We start from the raw sequence: 18,688 nt of genomic DNA, 5'->3' as shown, positions 1-18,688 counted from the left end.
GCTTCGCTAGCCCACCCTACTTTTCTCCATGCATCATCAGCGCCACACGCCCGATCGCCTTGCGGTCAAGCAACAGCCGCATCGCCTTCGCATAATCTTCCAGCGGCAGGCGGTGCGAGATGTTGGGCCGCAGCTTGCCCTCCTCCGCCCATGTCAGCAGCGCCTTCAGACGCACCTCGCCAAGCGCGGGATTTTTCCGCACGGCTTCGCCGGCACGCACACCGAGCACGCTGGCGCCTTTGATCAGCAACAAATTGGTCTTGGCCGAGCCGATGCCGCCGGTAAAGCCGATCACGAGGAGCCGCGCGCCCCAGGCGATACAGCGCATCGAATTCTCGAACACCTCGCCGCCGACGGGATCGAACACGACGTCGGCCCCGCGACCGTCAGTGATACGCTTCACCGCATCACGAAACGGCTCGCGGTCGTAGCGGATAAGATGATCGGCGCCGCGGGATTTCGCGATGGCAAGCTTCTCGTCGCTGGAAGCGGTCGCGATCACGGTCGCGCCCAGCATCTTGCCGATCTCGACGGCAGCAAGGCCAACGCCCCCGCCGGCGCCATGCACCAGCAGCACCTCGCCCGGCTGGACTCGACCGCGGTCGATCAGCGCGTGATAGGCAGTGCCATGCCCGGCGAGATAAGTCGCAGCTTCCGCATAGTCGAACGTCGATGGCATCGGCGTGAGCTGCGACGGCGTCACCACGGCTTCATCCGTGAAGGCGCCGTGCCGCATTTTGACGATGACCTTGTCGCCGACGGCGACGCCGCTTGCCTCTGCGCCGACCTCGGTCACGTCGCCGGCCGCCTCCATACCCGGCGTGAACGGCAGCTCCGGCTTGAGCTGGTATTCGCCGGCCGCCATCAGCACGTCGGGAAAATTCAAGCCAGCGGCGCGGATCGCGACGCGCACTTCGCCCGGCTTCAGCTCGCGCGACGGAAACTCTTCCAGCTGCAACGTTTCGGGCGCGCCGAGCGCGCGGCAGACGACAGCCCGCACCATCAGGCCGCGCTCGCCTTGCGGCGCAGCATCGCCTCACGGATCAGCGGCAGGCGGTCGTTGCCGAAATACATGTCGGTCTTGCCGACGAAGATCGTCGGCGAGCCGAAGCCGCCGCGGGCGACCACCTCTTCGGTGTTGGCCTTGAGCAGGTCCTTGATCGGCTGCCCGGAAATGCCCGCGAAGAATTTCTGCTCGTCGACGCCGACCTTCCTGCAGATTTCGGCGAGCACTGCGTCCTGCGAGATATCCTTGTCCTCGCCCCAATAGGTCTCGAACACCGCCGTGGCGAAGGGCACCGATTCCTGCCCGAGCCAGATGCAGCCGCGCATCGCTTTAACGCTGTTCACCGGAAACACCGTCGGCGGCATCTTGATCGACAGGCCAGCCGAGCGCGTCCAGTCGGCAAGGTCCTTTTTCATGTAGCGCGCCTTCAGCGGCACCGGCGTCTCGCGCTGCGCATAGACGCTCGGATTGACCGTGTTGAAGATGCCGCCGACCAGGATCGGCCGCCAGATGATCTCCGCGCCGAGTTCTTTGGCGAGCGGCTGGATGTTGTGGAAGGCGAGATAGGTCCAGGGGCTGGAACAGTCGAAGAAGAATTCGATCATGGCGTTTCCGGTCCGGCGTCGCGGGTTTCAAGGCGACTTTTGTTGTTCTGTACCTCGACGTTAAGACATGGCAGGAAGGGGCGCAACACAACCCGCCGGGAGGGCCGCCATGCTGTTTCCAACCACGATCGCCGGCTCCTTGCCGAAGCCGGAATGGCTCGCCGAGCCCAACATGCTCTGGGCGCCATGGAAGTCGCAAGGCGACGAGCTCGTCCGCGCCAAGCGCGATGCGACCATGCTTGCCGTCAAAGTCCAGGAGGACGCCGGCATCGACATCGTCACCGAGGGCGAGCAGGCCCGGCAGCATTTCGTCCACGGTTTTCTGGAGAAGATCGAGGGCATCGATTTTGCCCACAAGGTCGAGATGGGCATCCGCAAGGATCGCTACAAGGCGATGGTGCCGCAGGTGGTCGCCCCGCTCCGGCTGAAGAGCCGCGTCCACGCCGATGAGGCGCGCGTCGCGCGGATGCATACAAAGAAGAAGCTCAAGTTCACCCTGCCCGGCCCGATGACCATCATCGACACCATTGCCGATCGCTACTATGACGACCGCGTCAAGATGGCCTTTGCGTTCGCCGAACTCCTGAACGAGGAAGCCAAGGCGCTCCAGGCCGACGGCGTCGATCTCGTGCAGTTCGACGAGCCCGCCTTCAACGTCTACATGGACGAGGTCAACGACTGGGGCATCAAGGCGCTGGAGCGCGCGGCGCAAGGCCTGACCTGCGCCACCGCCGTGCACATCTGCTACGGCTACGGCATCAAGGCCAACACCGACTGGAAGGAGACGCTCGGCGCACAATGGCGGCAGTATGAGCAGATCTTTCCTGCGATCGACGCCAGCCCTATCCAGCAGGTCGCGATCGAATGCCGCAATTCGAAGGTGCCGCTCGATCTCCTCGCGCTGCTCAAGAACAAGATCGTGCAGGCCGGTGTGATCGATGTCGCCAGCGACACGGTGGAGACCGCCGAGGACGTCGTGCAGGTGATTGATGCTGTGTCGAAATTCGTACCCAAGAGCAACATCATCGCCACCACCAATTGCGGCATGGCGCCGATGCGGCGGGAGATCGCCGAAGCCAAGTTGATGGCGCTCGGTGCCGGTGCCGCCCTGGCACGCGAGAAGCTCGGATGATGACGGTGATCCGGACGGCGCTCGTCGTCGCAACATTTGCGGCGATCACCTCGTCTGCGCGCGCGGAGGATCGCTCCGTGCTCCTTACCTGCAAGGCGATGGTGGAGCGCGCATCGCGAGATGCGAATGCCGCGAGCGAAGTCGAACTGACCCGGTGCCGCCAGGTGATCCGCGAATGGGCATTGCGCGATGCGCGGACAAATGTGGATGAAGAAGGCAGGCCGCTCCGCTAATCCAGGGCGGTGGGATGCAGCAGCAACAGATATCCGGCACTGAGCGCGCGCAGTGTGGACGGGGGCGTCAGCAGCATCGGGCTCGCCAGCTCACCCGTAGCGCGGACATAGCCGGCAGGCGACCACGTTAGCGCTCGTCCCTGTATCACCAGAAAACTCTCTTCGCCCTGCTGCACCATCGCGCCGTCGGGCAATTCTGCGAGGGGCGCAGGCAGCGGGTGCAAGCGCTTGCGACCATGATCCAGACGTTCCAGGTGCAGTTGGACATCAATCTCCTTCGCACGCGCGTTGCTCACGCCGTTGCCCGTCTCCCACGCCGCGCGAAAGCGCTTGGCGTCGTCGCGGCGGCAGAAGAAGCAGGGACGGTGACCCGCGGCAAAGGCCGTGGCCTCGTCGAGAAAGAACAGCTCGGTCCAGCTCCGCCGCGCCATCACCGGCCGCCGCCAGCCGCGGAATTCACGCAGGCAAACGATCCAGGCCGGTGACGACCAGCGCTTCCTCAGCAGCGTCTTCGTCGCGGGATCATGGATGATGCCGCGGTTGCCGGTGAACAGGCCGCGGTGCGGTGTGGCAATGATCTCGCCGGTCGGCGTGACGCGGTTTTGAAGGGGCATCGATGGCTCCGCCGCGCCGTCGCGATAGTCACGCCGCCCCGTCGCGGAGCGGCGGGTGGTAGGACAGCGCTGTGTCCCAGGGGAAGAATATCCATGTGTCCTGCGAGACTTCCGTGATGAAGGTGTCGACCAGCGGACGTCCCTTCGGCTTGGCGTAGACGGTTGCGAAATGCGCATCGGGAAGCATCGCGCGCACCAGCTTGCCGGTCTTGCCGGTATCGACGAGATCGTCGACGATCAGGAGCCCCTTGCCGGTGCCGCCGCCGAGTTTCATCGCCGCATCTGAAATGCCCTTGAGGACCTGCAAGTCACCCTGCTTGTCGTGATCGTAGCTGGCGATGCAGACCGTATCGATCACGCGCACGCCGAGCTCGCGCGCGACGATCGCGGCCGGCACCAGGCCGCCGCGCGTGATCGCGATCACCGCGTGGAACGGGCCGACCTCGTTGAGCCGCCAGGTCAACGCCCGGCAGTCCCGATGGAACTGGTCCCACGAGACAGGAAAAGCCTTGCCTGCACGTTCCTGCGCGCTCAGTTCCGGTGCATCACCAGCCATTGTCGTCTCCTAATTCATCTGCCGGCAGCTAGCGGGTGATATTCAATCCCGCCAGCATTTCCTTCACCGCCACCATCGCTGCCGCCAGCTTGTCCGCGTCGCGCGAGCGCACCACCAGGTTGGTGTTGGGCTTCTGCTCTTCATCCATAAAGGGATAGCTGCCGATGATGGTGTCGGGGTGCTCGGCGGCAATCACCCGCAGTGGGCTGCCGATGTCGCCCTCACGTGCATTGGCGCGGACCGATTCGGAAAGCATGCGCACGCCCGATTTCAGCTTGGGCGAGACGATGTCCATCATCGCCTGCATGATCGAGGGCACGCCGGCCATCACGATCACATTGCCGATCTTGAAGCCGGGGGCGAGGATGGTCGCGCTCTGGATCAACTCCGCACCGTCGGGAATGCGGGCCATGCGCAGGCGGGCCTCGTTGAGATCCTGCTCGCTCCATCGCTCGCGGAAACGGGCGACCACCTCCGGGTGATGGTCGATGCCGACGCCGAACGCCTTGGCGACGCTGTCAGCGGTGATGTCGTCATGGGTCGGGCCAATGCCGCCGGTGGTGAAGACATAGGTGTAGCGATGCCGCAGTGCATCCAACGCGGCAATGATGTCGGGCTCGTCGTCGGAGACGACCCGGACCTCCTTCAGGTCGATGCCGATATTGGTCAGGTATTCGGCGATGAAGCCGATATTCTTGTCCTTGGTCCGGCCGGACAGGATCTCGTCCCCAATAACCAGAATGCCCGCCGTGACGATCTCGCTCATAAACTATCCCTCACTTTTAGGGCCGACTTTGCCGAGGTAACGCGTTGAAGTCACGCGCTTTTGCTGCCGAAATAAGCAGTCCTCAGCCATTTTTTCAGGCAAGCCGCCGGCCATCCCCGGCAAATGTCCTCTGCCCATGCTTATCGCGCTGGCCCGCCCCTTGCTACCGCATGAAAGTCATGCACTCTTGCCGCATGGCCAGGACGTTGCGGTCTCCATCAAGGCCTGACGACCTGTCGAATGGCGCAACGCCTTGCGGAGACAAGTCGGGATCTATGGCACTCGCGTTTGATGAAATGAACATTCCCGGTGGGGACCTTCGCCCCGCCTATCAGGAGCTGGCACGCTGGCTCAAGGAGACGCCGCCCGAGGCGCTCGAATATCGCCGCCAGGAGGCCGAGCTCCTATTCCGCCGCATCGGCATTACCTTCGCGGTCTATGGCGACTCCGAATCCACGGAGCGCCTGATCCCCTTTGACGTGATCCCGCGGATCATGTCCGGCAAGGAATGGGCGCTGCTCGAGAAAGGCCTGAAGCAGCGGGTGCGCGCGCTCAACATGTTCCTGCGCGACATCTATCACGGCCGTGACATCCTCCGCGCCGAGGTCGTGCCCGACGACCTCATCTTTCAGAACCCGGTCTTTCGTCCCGAGATGAATGGCCAGCAGGTGCCGCATGACGTCTACGTGCACATCGCCGGCATCGACATCGTCCGGGTCGATGCAGAGGACTTCATCGTGCTGGAGGACAATGCGCGCACGCCCTCGGGCGTGTCGTACATGCTGGAAAACCGCGAGATCATGATGCGGCTGTTTCCGGACCTGTTCGCCCGCCACAGAGTGGCACCGGTCGAGCGCTATCCGGACGAGTTGCTGTCCGCCCTGCGCTCAGTGGCGCCGCAAAGCGCCTCCGGCGAGCCGACCGTCGCGTTGCTTACCCCTGGCGTTTACAACTCGGCCTATTACGAGCACTCCTTCCTCGCCGACAAGCTCGGCATCGAGCTGGTCGAGGGCCGCGACCTCATCGTCAAGAACAACGAAGTGTTCATGCGGACGACCGAAGGCGTGAAGCGCGTTGACGTGATCTACCGTCGCGTCGACGACGACTACCTCGATCCCCTCACCTTCCGCCCCGACTCCGCGCTCGGCGTGCCCGGGCTGATGTCGGCCTATGCGGCCGGCAACATCACGCTTGCCAACGCGGTCGGCACCGGGATCGCCGATGACAAGGCGATCTACTCCTACATGCCGGACATCGTAAAATTCTATCTCGGCGAGGAGCCGATCCTGAAGAACGTGCCGACCTGGCGCTGCCGCGAGCCGAAGGATCTCGCCTATGTGCTGGACCATCTGAACGAACTCGTCGTGAAGGAGGTGCACGGCTCCGGCGGCTACGGCATGCTGATCGGTCCTGCCGCGACCAAGGCGACGATCGAAGCCTTCCGCGAAAAGCTCAAGCGCGAGCCCGAGGGCTTCATTGCGCAGCCGACGCTGGCGCTCTCGACCTGCCCCACCTGCACGGCATCCGGCCTTGCGCCGCGCCATGTGGACCTGCGGCCGTTCGTGCTCACCGGCAGCAAGAGCACCACGATCGTGCCGGGCGGGCTGACACGCGTTGCGCTGAAGGAAGGCTCCCTGGTGGTGAATTCGAGCCAGGGCGGCGGCACCAAAGACACCTGGATTCTGGACGAGTAGAGAGATGCTGTCGCGCACCGCCGAAAACCTCTATTGGCTCGCCCGCTACGTCGAACGGGCCGAGTATCTCGCGCGCACCATCGATGCGACGCTGCGCGTCACCGCGCTTCCCGCCGCCTATATCGGCAAGACCAACGAATGGGACTCGGCGCTTTTGACCGCCGGCGTCGCCGCGAGCTTCTATCAGCAGTACGAAGAAGCCAACGAGCACAACGTCGTCGATTATCTCTCGTTCTCGGCCGATAATCCGTCCTCGATCAGGAATTGCATCGAGGCGGCGCGGCTGAATTCGCGCTCGGTGCGCACAGCGCTGACGAGCGAGATGTGGGACACCATCAACTCGGCGTGGATCGAGTTGCAGGAGGTCTGGAGCAGAGGAACCTCCACGCGCGAGAATCTCGCAAAATTCCTGCGCTTCGTGCAGGAGACCTCGCTGCGCTTCGACGGCTCGGCCTACCGGACCATGCTGCGCAACGACGCCTACTGGTTCTCGCGGATGGGCCTGCATCTCGAACGCGCCGACAACACCGCGCGCATTCTCGACGTGAAATACCACGTGCTGTTGCCCGAGGAGGAGCATGTCGGCGGCCCGCTCGATTTCTACCAGTGGACCTCGATCCTGCGCTCGGTCTCGGCGCTGACGGCCTATCACTGGGTCTATCGCGAGACGCTGAAACCCTGGCTGATCGCGGATTTGCTCATCCTCAACGACTCGCTGCCGCGTTCGCTTGCAAGCTGCTACGGCAATCTCGTGCGCAATCTCGACCAGATCGGCGTCGCCTATGGCCGCCAGGGCCCCGCCCAGCGCCATGCCCGCGGCATCCGCAACCGGCTGGAACACAGCAACATGAACGACATTTTCCAGCATGGCGTGCATGAATTCATTCAGGAATTCATCGCGGATAATGCCAGGCTGGGCGAAATCATCACGAAGCAGTATTTGATCTGATACTGCTGTCATCCCCGGGACGCCCGCAGGGCAAGCCCGGAACGACGACGCCAGAACAACGGTCCATCATGCGCCTGCGAATCCTGCACACCACGACCTATCGCTACGAGCCGGAGGCCACGAGCGTCATCCAGATCCTGCGCATGACGCCCGGCAGCCACGACGGGCAATATGTGGCGGAGTGGCAGATCGACGTTTCGACCGACACCAAGCTCGACACCCACGAGGACGCATTCGGCAACGTCACCCATGTGCTGTCCTGCGGACCCGTCAGCGACATCAGGATCACCGCCGAGGGCCTGATCGAAACCCATGACACCGGCGGCGTGCTGCGCGGCGCCGATGAGCGCTTTCCGGCAGGTATGTTCTTGCGCGCCACCGACCTCACCACCGTCAATCCGGGGATGAATGCAGTTGCGCGCCAGCTGCGCAGCGAGGCCGAGAGCGACACGCTCGGCTTCCTGCACACGCTGATGACGCAGATCGGCGATCACATGACTTTCGACGAGGACCCGACCAACAGCGGCACGTCAGCGGCGGAAGCGTTCACGCTCAAGCGCGGCGTGTGCCAGGACTACGCGCATATCTTCATCGCCTGCGCTCGCAGCGGCGGCGTGCCTGCGCGGTTCGTCTCCGGCCACTTCCTGCGCTCCGACGGCACGGTGCATCAGGACGCCGGCCATGCCTGGGCGGAGGCTTACGTTGACGGCCTTGGCTGGGTCGGTTTCGACCCCGCCAACAGCATCTGCGCCACCGACGCACATGTCCGCGTCGCGATCGGGCTCGATTATCTCGGCGCCGCCCCCGTGCGCGGCACCCGTTATGGCGGCGGCCCCGAGACGCTGGCGGTGGCCGTGAAGGTCGAGCAGGCCGGCCGAAGCGGCCAGTCGCAATCGCAGTCCCAGCGGCAAAGCTGAGCCGCGCCACCCAAGCCCCTCACCGGCCGACTGCTTTCGGCCCGCCGCCCGCGGGAATCGGGGGTTGGAGCGGCCCTTGAAATTGGCTAGTAATTCCGCGCAAACGCGTTCGGGGACTGGAAATGACCTATTGTTGCGGAATCCTGGTTCGGGACGGTCTGGTGATGATCGCCGACACCCGCACCAATGCCGGCCTCGACAACGTCTCGACCTTCCGCAAGCTCCACATCTTCTCCAATCCCGGCGACCGCATCATGGCGATCGCCAGCGCCGGCAACCTCGCAATCAGCCAATCGGTGCTCTCCACGTTGACCGAAGGCCTCGAAGACCCCAACACGGGCGAGATCGAGACGCTGATGAACGCGCCGACCATGTTCCAGGCGGCCCAGCGCATCGGCCGAGCGATCCGGGCAGTGCACGCGACCGAAGGGCCGGCGCTGAAATCCGAGGACGTGTCCTTCGACGTCTCCTTCCTGTTCGGCGGCCAGATCAAGGGTGCGCGCATGCGCCTGTTCATGGTTTACACCGCGGGTAACTTCATCGAGTGCACCACCGACACGCCCTACTTGCAGATCGGCGAGCACAAATACGGCAAGCCGGTACTCGACCGCGCCATGCATTACGACGTCGAACTCTACGAGGCGCTGAAGACCGGCCTGATCTCGATGGATTCGACCATGCGCTCGAACCTCGGCGTCGGCCTGCCGATCGACGTGTTGGTGGTGCGTGCCGACGCCTGCGAGGCCGATCTCAACCACCGCATCGAGGCGGGCGAGCCCTATTTCCACGATTTGCGCTCGCGCTGGTCGGCGGCCTTGCGCGCCGCGCATCAGAACATTCCGCGGCCGCCCTACAAGAACGAAAAAGAACCTAAAACCTGACAGTTTAAGAGAAAAGGCAGGAAACGATGAGTGAAGCGAAAAAGATCGCAGTGGTGACGGGCGCCGGCACCGGAGTCGGGCGCGCGGCGTCGCTGGCGCTGATGAACACCGGCTTCACCGTGGTGCTCGTCGGGCGCCGGCTCGACATGCTCGAGGAGACCGCGAAGCTTGGCCCCGCGGGGAAAAGCCTCTGCGTCACCGCCGACATGACCAAGCCGGACTCGATTGCCTCGCTGTTCGCTAAGGTGAAGGACACCTATGGCCGGCTCGACGTGCTCTTCAACAATGCCGGCATGGGCGCACCGCCGGTGAATTTCGAGGATCTGACCCTCGAACAGTGGCAAGTGGTGGTGAACACCAACCTCACCGGCCCGTTCCTGTGCACCCAGCACGCCTTCCGTATCATGAAGGACCAGAGCCCCCGCGGCGGCCGCGTCATCAACAACGGCTCGATCTCGGCGCATGCGCCGCGACCGTTCTCGGCGGCCTACACCTCGACCAAGCACGCCATCACCGGCCTGACCAAGGCCTCTAACCTTGACGGCCGCATGTATGACATCGCAGTCGGCCAGGTCGACATCGGCAACGCGGCGACGCCGATGACCGACCGCATGGTCAACGGCCCCGGCGTGCTGCAGCCCGACGGCACGTCGAAGCAGGAGCCGCGCATGGACGCCAAGGCGGTCGGCGATGCCGTTGCCTACATGGCGGGCCTGCCGCTCGACGCCAACGTGCTGACCATGACTGTCATGGCCACCAAGATGCCATTCGTCGGACGGGGCTAACCAAAAATCTCGAAAACAACCCCATGCACAGTAGGCGTCAAGAGGATCGTGACTGGCGCCGTCGGGCGGGGTGACTTGTGGTAAGTCGCCGCACTGCCTCCACAATCGTCATTGCGAGCGCAGCGAAGCAATCCAGCCTGCCACCGCGGCAAGATTCTGGATTGCTTCGTCGCAAGAGCTCCTCGCAATGACGGAGAGAGAGAGCGAGCTCCTACTCCAGCGTTTCCACCTGCCGCAGGCTCGGAAACAGCTTCATCCATAGCAGCGCCACTGCGACCGTGCAGACGCCACCGAGAACGGCGGCCGGCATGGCGCCGAACAGTGCGGCGGCGACCCCGCTCTCGAACTGGCCGAGCTGGTTGGAGGCGTTGATGAAGAGGAAGTTCACCGCGCCGACCCGGCCGCGCATCTCGTCGGGGGTCGCGAGCTGCACCAGCGAGAAGCGGATCACGACACTGATCGTATCGGCCGCGCCGAGAATAGCGAGCGCGAGCACCGACAGCCACATCCAGGACGACAGTGCGAACACGATCGTCGCGACGCCGAACACGATCACCGCCTGGAACATGCGCAGGCCCACATGCCGCGAAATGGCGTGCCGCGCCAGCACCATGGTCATCGCCAGCGCGCCGACCGCCGGCGCGGCGCGTAGGATCCCGAGCCCCATCGGACCGGTCTGGAGGATGTCGCGTGCATAGATCGGCAGCAGCGCGGTGACGCCGCCGAACAGCACCGCGAACAGATCGAGCGAGATGGTGCCGAGGATCGCCGGATTGCTGCGGATGAAGCGGACGCCGGCAAAGACATTGTCCGAGTTCGTCCCCTCCTTGGCGATCGCCTGCGGGCGCGGCCGAATGAAGCCGGTCAGGATCATTCCAAAGATCCAGAACAGTACCATGACCGCATAGGCAAGATGCGGCGCGACCGCGTAGGCAAAACCGCCGAGGGCCGGCCCCGTGATGGTCGCGACCTGCGCGGCACCGCTGGAGACGGCGGTGGCGCGCTGCAGCGAGCCCTGCGGCGCGATCGCCGGCAGCAGCGCCGCGGTGGTCGGACTTTCGAAGGCTCCGGCAATGCCGAGCACGAAGGTCGCCACAAAAATCTGCACTTCGCTGACCAAGCCGAGATAGGTGATGAGGCCGAGATAGAGCGCGGTCGCGGCTTCCACGAGCTGGCAGAGCTGGACCACGCGCTTGCGCTCGTAGCGATCGGCGGCATGGCCAGCGACGAACACCAGCAGCGCTGTGGGCAGGAATTGCACGAGGCCGACCATGCCGAGGTCGAAGGCCGAACCTGTGAGATCGTAGATCTGCCAGCCGATCGCGACCGCCGCGATCTGGCTGGAAAAGCGCGACAGGCTGCGCGAGAGCAGGAAGAACAGGAAGGCGCGGTGGGAGAGGAGCGCGCGGGCGCTGACCGGCGGATTGCCGGATATTGGCTGGTCTGGCATCGCCTCTTCGGACACGCTCGGACTATCCGGCTCCTGATGTCGACGTGCTCCGCGTGGCTGACGCGGGCCTGCTTGTCAACAGAGGGATGCTCCGACAATCTCCCGGCATTGCGTTTGCAACGCACGGGCGGCCATAATCATCGGGGTTTGGGGACATCATGCTGCGGCTGCAATCGGCACTCGGCGTTTTCGCATTGCTGTTGATCGCCTTGGTACTGAGCGAAAATCGCCGCGCAGTCTCGCTGCGCCAGGCGGCGATCGGCCTCGTCGCCACTTTCGTGACCACGATCGTGCTCCTGAAGGTGCCCGTCGTCGCGCGCACCTTCGGTGCCATCAACGATGCCGTGGGCGCGATCTCGGCGGCCTCGCGCGCCGGCTCGTCCTTCGTGTTCGGCTATATCGGCGGCGGGCCCCTGCCCTTCGACCTGAAAGTGCCGGGCGCCGATTTCATCCTGGCCTTCCAGGCGCTTCCGATCGTGCTGGTCATGAGCGTGCTGACGACGCTCTTGTTCTATTGGCGCGTGCTGCCGCCAGTCGTGCGCGGGATGGCCTGGCTGCTGGAGCGGACGCTGGGGGTCGGCGGCGCGGTCGGACTCTCGACTGCCGCCAACATCTTTCTCGGCATGGTCGAAGCACCGCTGTTCGTGCGGCCGTATCTCGCGCAGATGACCCGCAGCGAATTGTTCCTGGTGATGACCGGCGGCATGGCCGGCATCGCCGGCACGGTGCTGGTGCTCTATGCGACGCTCCTTGCTCCCCTCATTCCTGACGCCGCCGCGCATTTCGTCATTGCCTCGGTGCTGGGCGCGCCGGCCGCGATCCTCGTCAGCCTGATCATGATTCCGGAAACATCCGACAAGCGCACCGGCGGCGCGCTGGAGGATCCCGAGATGGAGGTCTCCGGCACGATGGATGCAATCGTGAAAGGCACCGGCGCGGGGATCGAACTGCTGATCAACATCGTCGCGATGCTGCTGGTGCTTGTCGCGCTGGTCTATCTCGTCAACGCCATCCTCGGCCTGCTGCCGAACGTCGGCGGCGCCGCGATCTCTTTGCAGCGCCTGCTTGGCCTTGTGATGGCGCCGGTGTGCTGGCTGATGGGATTGCCCTGGGATCAGGCCGTCACCGCCGGGAGCCTGATGGGCACCAAGACCGTGCTCAACGAATTGATCGCCTATGTCGACTTCTCAAAGCTGTCGCACGATGCGCTCGATCCGCGCTCGCGGCTGATCATGCTGTACGCGATGTGCGGCTTCGCCAATTTCGCCAGCCTCGGCATCATGATCGGCGGTCTCGGCGTGATGGCGCCGGAACGGCGCGAGGAAATCAACGCGCTCGGGCTGAAGTCGATCGTATCAGGCACGCTGACGACGTGTTTGATGGGCGCGATCGTGGGGGTGCTGACGTGAGGCTTGCGTGAGGCTTGCGTCCTCATTGCCAGGATGGAGTGCAGCGCAATCCGGACAATACTTCCATGTTAATCTCGCCTGGAGATTCGGGTGGAATTGATTCATGGGCAACGGCGTTGGTCAGCGTGCATTTCAAAATGCCCGGATTCAGAAACGGCAAAAAGCCGAAGTGACGCCGCTGCTCGAGCGCGCCCTCCATCTGCATAAGGCGGGGCTTCTCACCGAGGCTCAGGCCGCCTATCGCCAACTCCTGGAGCTTGCGCCCGATCAGTTCGTAGCGCTGCATTTGCTCGGCGTGCTGGAGTCTCAAGCCAAAAACTATCAGCAAGCCGAAATTCTACTAAGCCGAGCGGTTGCCGTGGATCCGCGGTCTCCTGAAGCCCAGATGAGCCGTGGCGTCGCGCTGAACGGGCTGCAACGTCATGATGAGGCCCGCGAGAGCTATAAAAAAGCCATCGCTTTGCGGCCCAATTACGCCGTTGCCCTGTCCAATCTCGGTAACGTGTGCCTCGCCCTGGATCTTCACCATGAAGCGCTCGAAAGTTTCGACAAGGCGCTCGCAATCGATGGAAACCTTGCCGATGCCCATAACGGCCGAGGCTGGGCGCTCTGCAGTCTGCGCGACTATGGTGAGGCCATTGCGAGCTTGAACCGCGCGCTATCGATCCAGCCCAATCATGTCTCGGCACTGACGAACCGCGCTGCTGCATGGCTGGAACTTCTGCGATTTGACGAAGCCTCAGCGGATTACAACCGGGTGATCGCTCTCGCACCCGACAACGCGAACGGGTGGTATGGGCGGGCCACTGTCCTGGTCCGAAACAAAGGAATTGCCGGCGCATTGCCTGATTGCGAGAAGGCTCTCGCGATCAATCCCGCTTTCTTTCAGGCCCACATCCTGCTTGGCCAATGTCTCGCGGGACTTGGCCGGGTCGACGAAGCCCACGCCAGTTTCGACAGGGCTCTTGCCATCAAGCCTGACTTCGAGGACGCGATCACCAACAAGATATTCGCGCTCGATTTTGTGGCGGACGCCAGCGTTGCGCAGCATCAGCAAGCGCGGCAGCTTTGGTGGGAACGGGTCGGCGCGAAGATCGCTTCAGCAGCGGTAGGACCGCATGACAACAGCCGCGATCCGGATCGCCGTCTGGTGCTGGGTTATGTCTCGTCGGATTTTCACGCGCATTCGGCGGCGTTCATTTTCAAGCCGGTCCTGCAGCACCATGATCGGACACAGTTCGAGACCGTGTGCTACTCTTGTTCGCCGAAAGCGGATGCGACGACCGGCGAATTTCAAGGGATCGCCGACCGCTGGCGCGACGCCTCGCAATGGACCGACGATCGCCTCGCCGCTCAAATCCGCGCCGATGGCATCGACATCCTGATCGATCTGTCCGGCCATACCAAGGGACACCGGCTCGGCGTGTTTGCGCGCAAGCCGGCACCGGTCCAGGTGCATGGCTGGGGCCACGGCACCGGCACCGGGCTGCGAACGATCGATTATCTGTTCTCGGACCCCGTCGCGATTCCTTTTGCGGTTCGGCCGCTGTTTGCGGAGACCGTTGTCGACCTGCCATGCTTTGTGACGCTGGTGCCGCTGCCGGACGGGATTGCGCGGGCGCCAGCGCCGGCGATCTCGAACGGTTTCATCACATTCGGCGTCTTCAACCGTATCAGCAAGATTTCGGACGAGGCGGTGGAAGTCTGGTCCAGGATTCTCGAGCAGGTGCCGGGTTCGCGACTGCTGATCAAGGATTTTGCGCTGGACGATCGGCTGGTCCGCGACAATCTGCTGGCGCGGTTTGCAGCTTGCCGGTTGCCGGCCGAACGCGTCGACCTGCTCGGAGCCACCTCGCGAACCGAGCATCTGGCATCGTTCAATCGCGTCGATATTGGCCTCGACCCGTTCCCGCAGAATGGCGGCGTCAGCACTTGGGAAGCCTTGCAGATGGGCGTGCCGGTGGTGGCGAAGCTCGGTAACAGCCTGCCTAGCCGTGCTGCGGGCTCCATCCTCACCGCGCTTGGCCTGCCGGACTGGGTCGCGAATAGCGATGAGGCGTATGTCGAAATCGCGGCTGGCCGTGGATCGCAGATCGGCGACCTCCAGAACTTGCGCTGCGAACTGCCCGGACAGATCAGGGCTGCAGCCGCCGGCAACCCCGTCTCATACACGCAAGCAGTGGACGATGCCTATCGCGCGATGTGGAAACGCTATTGCAATGGCCGCTCCCCGCAATGACGACGAGAGAGCTTACGCTTTCAACTCCACCGTCCTGAACTCCGCCGGCAGGATTACCTCCAGCAGCTCGACGTCGTCCGAATAGTCCAAAATCATGTGCTTGATCTTCGGCGGCTGAGTCCAGGCGCTGCCTTCTTTCATCAGCGTCTCGCCCTCTCCGTCCATATAGGTCTTCACCCAACCCTTGAGCACGTAGACCATCTGGAATTCGACGGCGTGGAAGTGCAGCTTCGACACTTCGTTCGGATTGCAGGGACCTTGCAGCCGGATCACGTGCGCTTGCGCGAGGCCGTGGCTTGCAGCAGCGATGCCGAGATCGCGATACTTCGCGTAGGTGCGCAGACCGTCGGCCTTGAAGTCTTCCTCGCGGTGATGGCTGATGGCGATGCGCTGCTTGGGACGCACTGGCTTTTTCGGGGTGACAGTGCGCGCCTTCGCTTTCACCGCCTTGCGCGCCGATAATCGGGGCGCGGCCTTGGCGCCGCTCCGCTTCTTCACCGCGACTTGCAATGCGCTGCGCGATTTTGCTTTCTTGGCCATGGGCCGGCCTCCCGTTTTGTTGTGGGGGAGACGCTAGCACAGAAAAAAGACTCGTAGGGTGGGTAGCCGTAGGCGTAACCCACCTCTTTCGCTTCCGAGCATACAATCAGTGGTGGATCACGCTGCGCTCATCCAGGTCCTACGCATCCCGCGATCAATGCAACCGAAACACACCGTCGACCGCACGCAGCTCGGCCGGCTTGATCAGCTTGGAATGCACGACCGTCACTGAGAACAGTGGGCCGTCGAGCTTCTGCTGCCAAAACGCCAGGAAATCCGTCAGCGCCGGGAATTTCGGAAACATGTCGTAGTTCTGCCAGACATAGGTCTGGAGCAGCGAGCGATGATCCGGCATCCGGTAGAGAATTTCCGCCGTCGTCAGCCCGTAACCCAGCACCTGTTTCCGGAAATCGTCGGAAACAACCCCAACCCGCGAGACCATGCCAACCTCCTTTGCAGGAGCGCATATTCAAGGGGTGGCTTTCCGGTACGCGCCCTACGAGCCACCCGGTGGAGATGCGCTCACAAGATAGAAATGTGACGCAAACTGACAATCCATCTCAAGCCCAAAAGTTTAACAAGCTGTTGAAATTCAATGCGTTAGCAGCAGATGCGGCACTGTGCTAATACGGCCCTAGTTGGCCGGTTAACGATGGTAAAGAATTCTGGCAGGCAGCGCTTCTGAGTGCTGATTTTTCTGGTAGAAGCCCTTGCCCCCGCAAAAATCCTGGCCTATTTGAGGTTCACCCGTCTTAGCACTCGCGGGCATCGGTTGCTAACATCCTGAAAACATCAATCCGCGCAAACGTTTAGGAGAACTGCATGAAATTCCGTCCGCTTCACGACCGCGTCGTGGTCAAGCGCATTGACGCAGAAGAGAAGACCGCTGGCGGCATCATCATTCCCGACACCGTCAAGGAAAAGCCCTCGCAGGGCGAAATCGTCGCTGTCGGCCCCGGTGGTCGCGACGAAGCCGGCAAGCTGATCCCGATCGACCTGAAGGTCGGCGACCGCGTGCTGTTCGGCAAGTGGTCCGGCACTGAAGTCAAGATCGACAACGTCGATCTGCTGATCATGAAGGAAAGCGATGTCATGGGCGTCCTCGACGTCCCCGCTTCCAAGAAGAAGGCGGCCTAACAGCCCCCTCTCCCCACCCAGCTAGACACCCAAGGAAAAATCCAGATGGCAGCTAAAGAAGTCAAATTCGGCGTCGATGCACGCGACAAGATGCTGCGTGGCGTCGACATCCTCGCCAACGCCGTCAAGGTGACGCTCGGCCCCAAGGGCCGCAACGTCGTCCTCGACAAGTCGTTCGGCGCTCCCCGCATCACCAAGGACGGCGTCACCGTCGCCAAGGAGATCGAGCTCGACGACAAGTTCGAGAACATGGGCGCGCAGATGGTGCGCGAAGTCGCCTCCAAGTCGGCTGACGCGGCCGGCGACGGCACCACCACCGCAACCGTGCTCGCGGCTGCGATCGTTCGTGAAGGCGCCAAGTCGGTTGCCGCCGGCATGAACCCGATGGACCTGAAGCGTGGTATCGACCTGGCCGTGGAAGCCGTGGTCGCCGACCTCGTCAAGAACTCCAAGAAGGTCACCTCGAACGAGGAAATCGCCCAGGTCGGAACCATCTCCGCCAACGGCGATGCCGAAATCGGCAAGTTCCTCTCCGACGCCATGAAGAAGGTCGGCAACGAGGGCGTCATCACGGTTGAAGAAGCCAAGTCGCTCGAGACCGAACTCGAGGTTGTCGAAGGCATGCAGTTCGACCGCGGCTACATCTCGCCCTACTTCGTCACCAACGCCGACAAGATGCGCGTTGAAATGGAAGATGCTTACGTCCTCATCAACGAAAAGAAGCTATCTCAGTTGAATGAATTGCTTCCCTTGTTGGAAGCCGTGGTGCAGAGCGGCAAACCGCTAGTGATTATCGCCGAAGACGTCGAAGGCGAAGCTCTTGCCACCCTGGTCGTCAACCGTCTCCGCGGCGGCCTGAAGGTCGCGGCCGTCAAGGCTCCGGGCTTCGGCGATCGCCGCAAGGCCATGCTGCAGGACATCGCGGTTCTGACCGGTGGTCAGGCGATCTCGGAAGATCTCGGCATCAAGATGGAGAATGTCACGCTCGCCATGCTCGGTCGCGCCAAGAAGGTGATGATCGACAAGGAAAACACCACCATCGTCAGCGGGGCCGGCAAGAAGGCCGACATCGAGGCGCGCGTGGCCCAGATCAAGGCGCAGATCGAGGAAACCACCTCGGACTACGACCGTGAGAAGCTCCAGGAGCGTCTGGCCAAGCTCGCTGGCGGCGTCGCGGTGATCCGCGTCGGCGGCGCGACCGAGGTCGAGGTGAAGGAGCGCAAGGATCGCGTTGATGACGCGATGCATGCGACCCGCGCGGCTGTGGAAGAAGGCATTGTCCCGGGCGGCGGCGTCGCCCTGCTCCGTGCTTCCGAGCAGCTCAAGGGCCTGCGCACCAAGAACGACGACCAGAAGACCGGCGTCGAGATCGTGCGCAAGGCGCTCTCCGCGCCCGCTCGCCAGATCGCGATCAACGCCGGTGAAGACGGCTCGGTGATCGTCGGCAAGATCCTGGAGAACAAGACGTATGCTTACGGCTTCGACTCCCAGACCGGCGAGTACGTCAACCTGGTCACCAAGGGCATCATCGACCCGACCAAGGTCGTGCGTACCGCGATCCAGAACGCAGCCTCGGTTGCGGCCCTGCTGATCACCACGGAAGCCATGGTCGCCGAGTTGCCCAAGAAGGGCGGCTCCGGCCCCGCAATGCCCCCGGGCGGCGGCATGGGCGGCATGGATTTCTGATCCAGCCACTCCGGCAAACCACAAAATGCGAAACCCCGGCAGCAATGCCGGGGTTTTGTTTTGGGGAACGATCGTTTCACGCCGCCAGA

General features: G+C 63.1%; 19 protein-coding genes. 11 read left to right on the top strand and 8 right to left on the bottom strand.

Features of this window, described 5'->3' with window-relative positions; translation table 11 throughout:
- Positions 1–16: 16 nt before the first annotated feature.
- Both ABIB00_RS08160 and ABIB00_RS08155 read right to left on the bottom strand, forming a co-directional pair.
- Positions 17–1,003, bottom strand: a complete 987-nt coding sequence (locus ABIB00_RS08160; RefSeq protein WP_354103983.1) for an NADPH:quinone oxidoreductase family protein — start codon at positions 1,001–1,003, stop codon at positions 17–19.
- The gene (locus tag ABIB00_RS08155; protein WP_247446436.1) at positions 1,003–1,611 is read right to left on the bottom strand and encodes a 2-hydroxychromene-2-carboxylate isomerase; all 609 of its coding nucleotides are present in this window, start codon (positions 1,609–1,611) and stop codon (positions 1,003–1,005) included. The genes ABIB00_RS08160 and ABIB00_RS08155 overlap by 1 nt, the downstream gene beginning before the upstream one ends.
- A gap of 109 nt (positions 1,612–1,720) precedes the next feature.
- Here ABIB00_RS08155 and ABIB00_RS08150 point away from each other — a divergent pair, with 109 nt between their 5' ends.
- Positions 1,721–2,743, top strand: coding sequence for a methionine synthase (locus ABIB00_RS08150; protein ID WP_354103982.1), 1,023 nt, complete (start codon positions 1,721–1,723; stop codon positions 2,741–2,743).
- Positions 2,740–2,976 carry a hypothetical protein gene (locus tag ABIB00_RS08145; protein WP_354103981.1) on the top strand — a complete coding sequence of 79 codons (237 nt, stop codon included), beginning with the start codon at positions 2,740–2,742 and terminating at the stop codon, positions 2,974–2,976. Before ABIB00_RS08150 ends, ABIB00_RS08145 begins: the two co-directional genes overlap by 4 nt.
- Here the strand turns inward: ABIB00_RS08145 and ABIB00_RS08140 are convergent.
- From ABIB00_RS08140 to ABIB00_RS08130, 3 genes are read right to left on the bottom strand one after another with little or no spacing between them, the layout of a single operon-like run.
- Positions 2,973–3,590, bottom strand: a complete 618-nt coding sequence (locus tag ABIB00_RS08140; protein WP_354103980.1) for a hypothetical protein — start codon at positions 3,588–3,590, stop codon at positions 2,973–2,975. The genes ABIB00_RS08145 and ABIB00_RS08140 overlap by 4 nt on opposite strands.
- 28 nt (positions 3,591–3,618) lie before the next feature.
- Positions 3,619–4,146, bottom strand: a complete 528-nt coding sequence (gpt, locus tag ABIB00_RS08135; protein ID WP_247338869.1) for a xanthine phosphoribosyltransferase — start codon at positions 4,144–4,146, stop codon at positions 3,619–3,621.
- A gap of 28 nt (positions 4,147–4,174) precedes the next feature.
- A complete protein-coding gene (locus ABIB00_RS08130) occupies positions 4,175–4,912 on the bottom strand; it encodes a competence/damage-inducible protein A (protein WP_247338870.1) in 738 nt (245 codons plus the stop codon).
- Positions 4,913–5,187: 275 nt separating this feature from the next.
- On the opposite strand from ABIB00_RS08130, the gene ABIB00_RS08125 reads away from it, so the two are divergent.
- The 5 genes from ABIB00_RS08125 to ABIB00_RS08105 all read left to right on the top strand — a co-directional run bounded on the left by ABIB00_RS08125 (position 5,188) and on the right by ABIB00_RS08105 (position 10,138).
- A complete protein-coding gene (locus ABIB00_RS08125; RefSeq protein WP_354103979.1) occupies positions 5,188–6,606 on the top strand; it encodes a circularly permuted type 2 ATP-grasp protein in 1,419 nt (472 codons plus the stop codon).
- Positions 6,607–6,610: 4 nt separating this feature from the next.
- Complete coding sequence (locus ABIB00_RS08120; protein WP_354103978.1) at positions 6,611–7,555, top strand: alpha-E domain-containing protein; 945 nt, start codon at positions 6,611–6,613, stop codon at positions 7,553–7,555.
- 68 nt (positions 7,556–7,623) lie between these two features.
- Positions 7,624–8,472 carry a transglutaminase family protein gene (locus tag ABIB00_RS08115; protein ID WP_247338873.1) on the top strand — a complete coding sequence of 283 codons (849 nt, stop codon included), beginning with the start codon at positions 7,624–7,626 and terminating at the stop codon, positions 8,470–8,472.
- Positions 8,473–8,594: 122 nt separating this feature from the next.
- Positions 8,595–9,353 (top strand): proteasome-type protease, encoded by a 759-nt coding sequence (locus tag ABIB00_RS08110; protein WP_247338874.1) that lies wholly within the window; start codon positions 8,595–8,597, stop codon positions 9,351–9,353.
- Positions 9,354–9,379: 26 nt separating this feature from the next.
- Complete coding sequence (locus ABIB00_RS08105) at positions 9,380–10,138, top strand: SDR family oxidoreductase (RefSeq protein WP_354103977.1); 759 nt, start codon at positions 9,380–9,382, stop codon at positions 10,136–10,138.
- A gap of 211 nt (positions 10,139–10,349) precedes the next feature.
- On the opposite strand, the gene ABIB00_RS08100 is transcribed toward ABIB00_RS08105, so the two are convergent.
- Positions 10,350–11,588, bottom strand: a complete 1,239-nt coding sequence (locus tag ABIB00_RS08100; RefSeq protein ID WP_354103976.1) for an MFS transporter — start codon at positions 11,586–11,588, stop codon at positions 10,350–10,352.
- 158 nt (positions 11,589–11,746) lie between these two features.
- Here ABIB00_RS08100 and ABIB00_RS08095 point away from each other — a divergent pair, with 158 nt between their 5' ends.
- Positions 11,747–12,997, top strand: coding sequence for a NupC/NupG family nucleoside CNT transporter (locus ABIB00_RS08095; RefSeq protein ID WP_354103975.1), 1,251 nt, complete (start codon positions 11,747–11,749; stop codon positions 12,995–12,997).
- A gap of 103 nt (positions 12,998–13,100) precedes the next feature.
- Positions 13,101–15,236 carry an O-linked N-acetylglucosamine transferase, SPINDLY family protein gene (locus ABIB00_RS08090; protein ID WP_354103974.1) on the top strand — a complete coding sequence of 712 codons (2,136 nt, stop codon included), beginning with the start codon at positions 13,101–13,103 and terminating at the stop codon, positions 15,234–15,236.
- Positions 15,237–15,248: 12 nt separating this feature from the next.
- On the opposite strand, the gene ABIB00_RS08085 is transcribed toward ABIB00_RS08090, so the two are convergent.
- Together ABIB00_RS08085 and ABIB00_RS08080 are read right to left on the bottom strand one after the other, a co-directional pair.
- Positions 15,249–15,776 carry a cupin domain-containing protein gene (locus ABIB00_RS08085; protein WP_354046394.1) on the bottom strand — a complete coding sequence of 176 codons (528 nt, stop codon included), beginning with the start codon at positions 15,774–15,776 and terminating at the stop codon, positions 15,249–15,251.
- 154 nt (positions 15,777–15,930) lie between these two features.
- Positions 15,931–16,218 carry an usg protein gene (locus tag ABIB00_RS08080; RefSeq protein ID WP_247338894.1) on the bottom strand — a complete coding sequence of 96 codons (288 nt, stop codon included), beginning with the start codon at positions 16,216–16,218 and terminating at the stop codon, positions 15,931–15,933.
- A 380-nt stretch (positions 16,219–16,598) separates the two neighbouring features.
- On the opposite strand from ABIB00_RS08080, the gene ABIB00_RS08075 reads away from it, so the two are divergent.
- The gene (locus tag ABIB00_RS08075; RefSeq protein WP_247338897.1) at positions 16,599–16,913 is read left to right on the top strand and encodes a co-chaperone GroES; all 315 of its coding nucleotides are present in this window, start codon (positions 16,599–16,601) and stop codon (positions 16,911–16,913) included.
- Between the two features lie 45 nt (positions 16,914–16,958).
- Entirely contained in the window at positions 16,959–18,599 is a 1,641-nt protein-coding gene (groL, locus tag ABIB00_RS08070; RefSeq protein ID WP_247338899.1) for a chaperonin GroEL, read from the top strand.
- Positions 18,600–18,688: the final 89 nt, after the last annotated feature.

Source organism: Bradyrhizobium sp. LB14.3, assembly GCF_040547985.1.
In the GTDB taxonomy this organism is placed as follows: Bacteria; Pseudomonadota; Alphaproteobacteria; order Rhizobiales; family Xanthobacteraceae; genus Bradyrhizobium.
The sequence above is the reverse complement of the archived record's forward strand: the minus strand, read 5'-3'. Positions and strand labels throughout refer to the sequence as shown.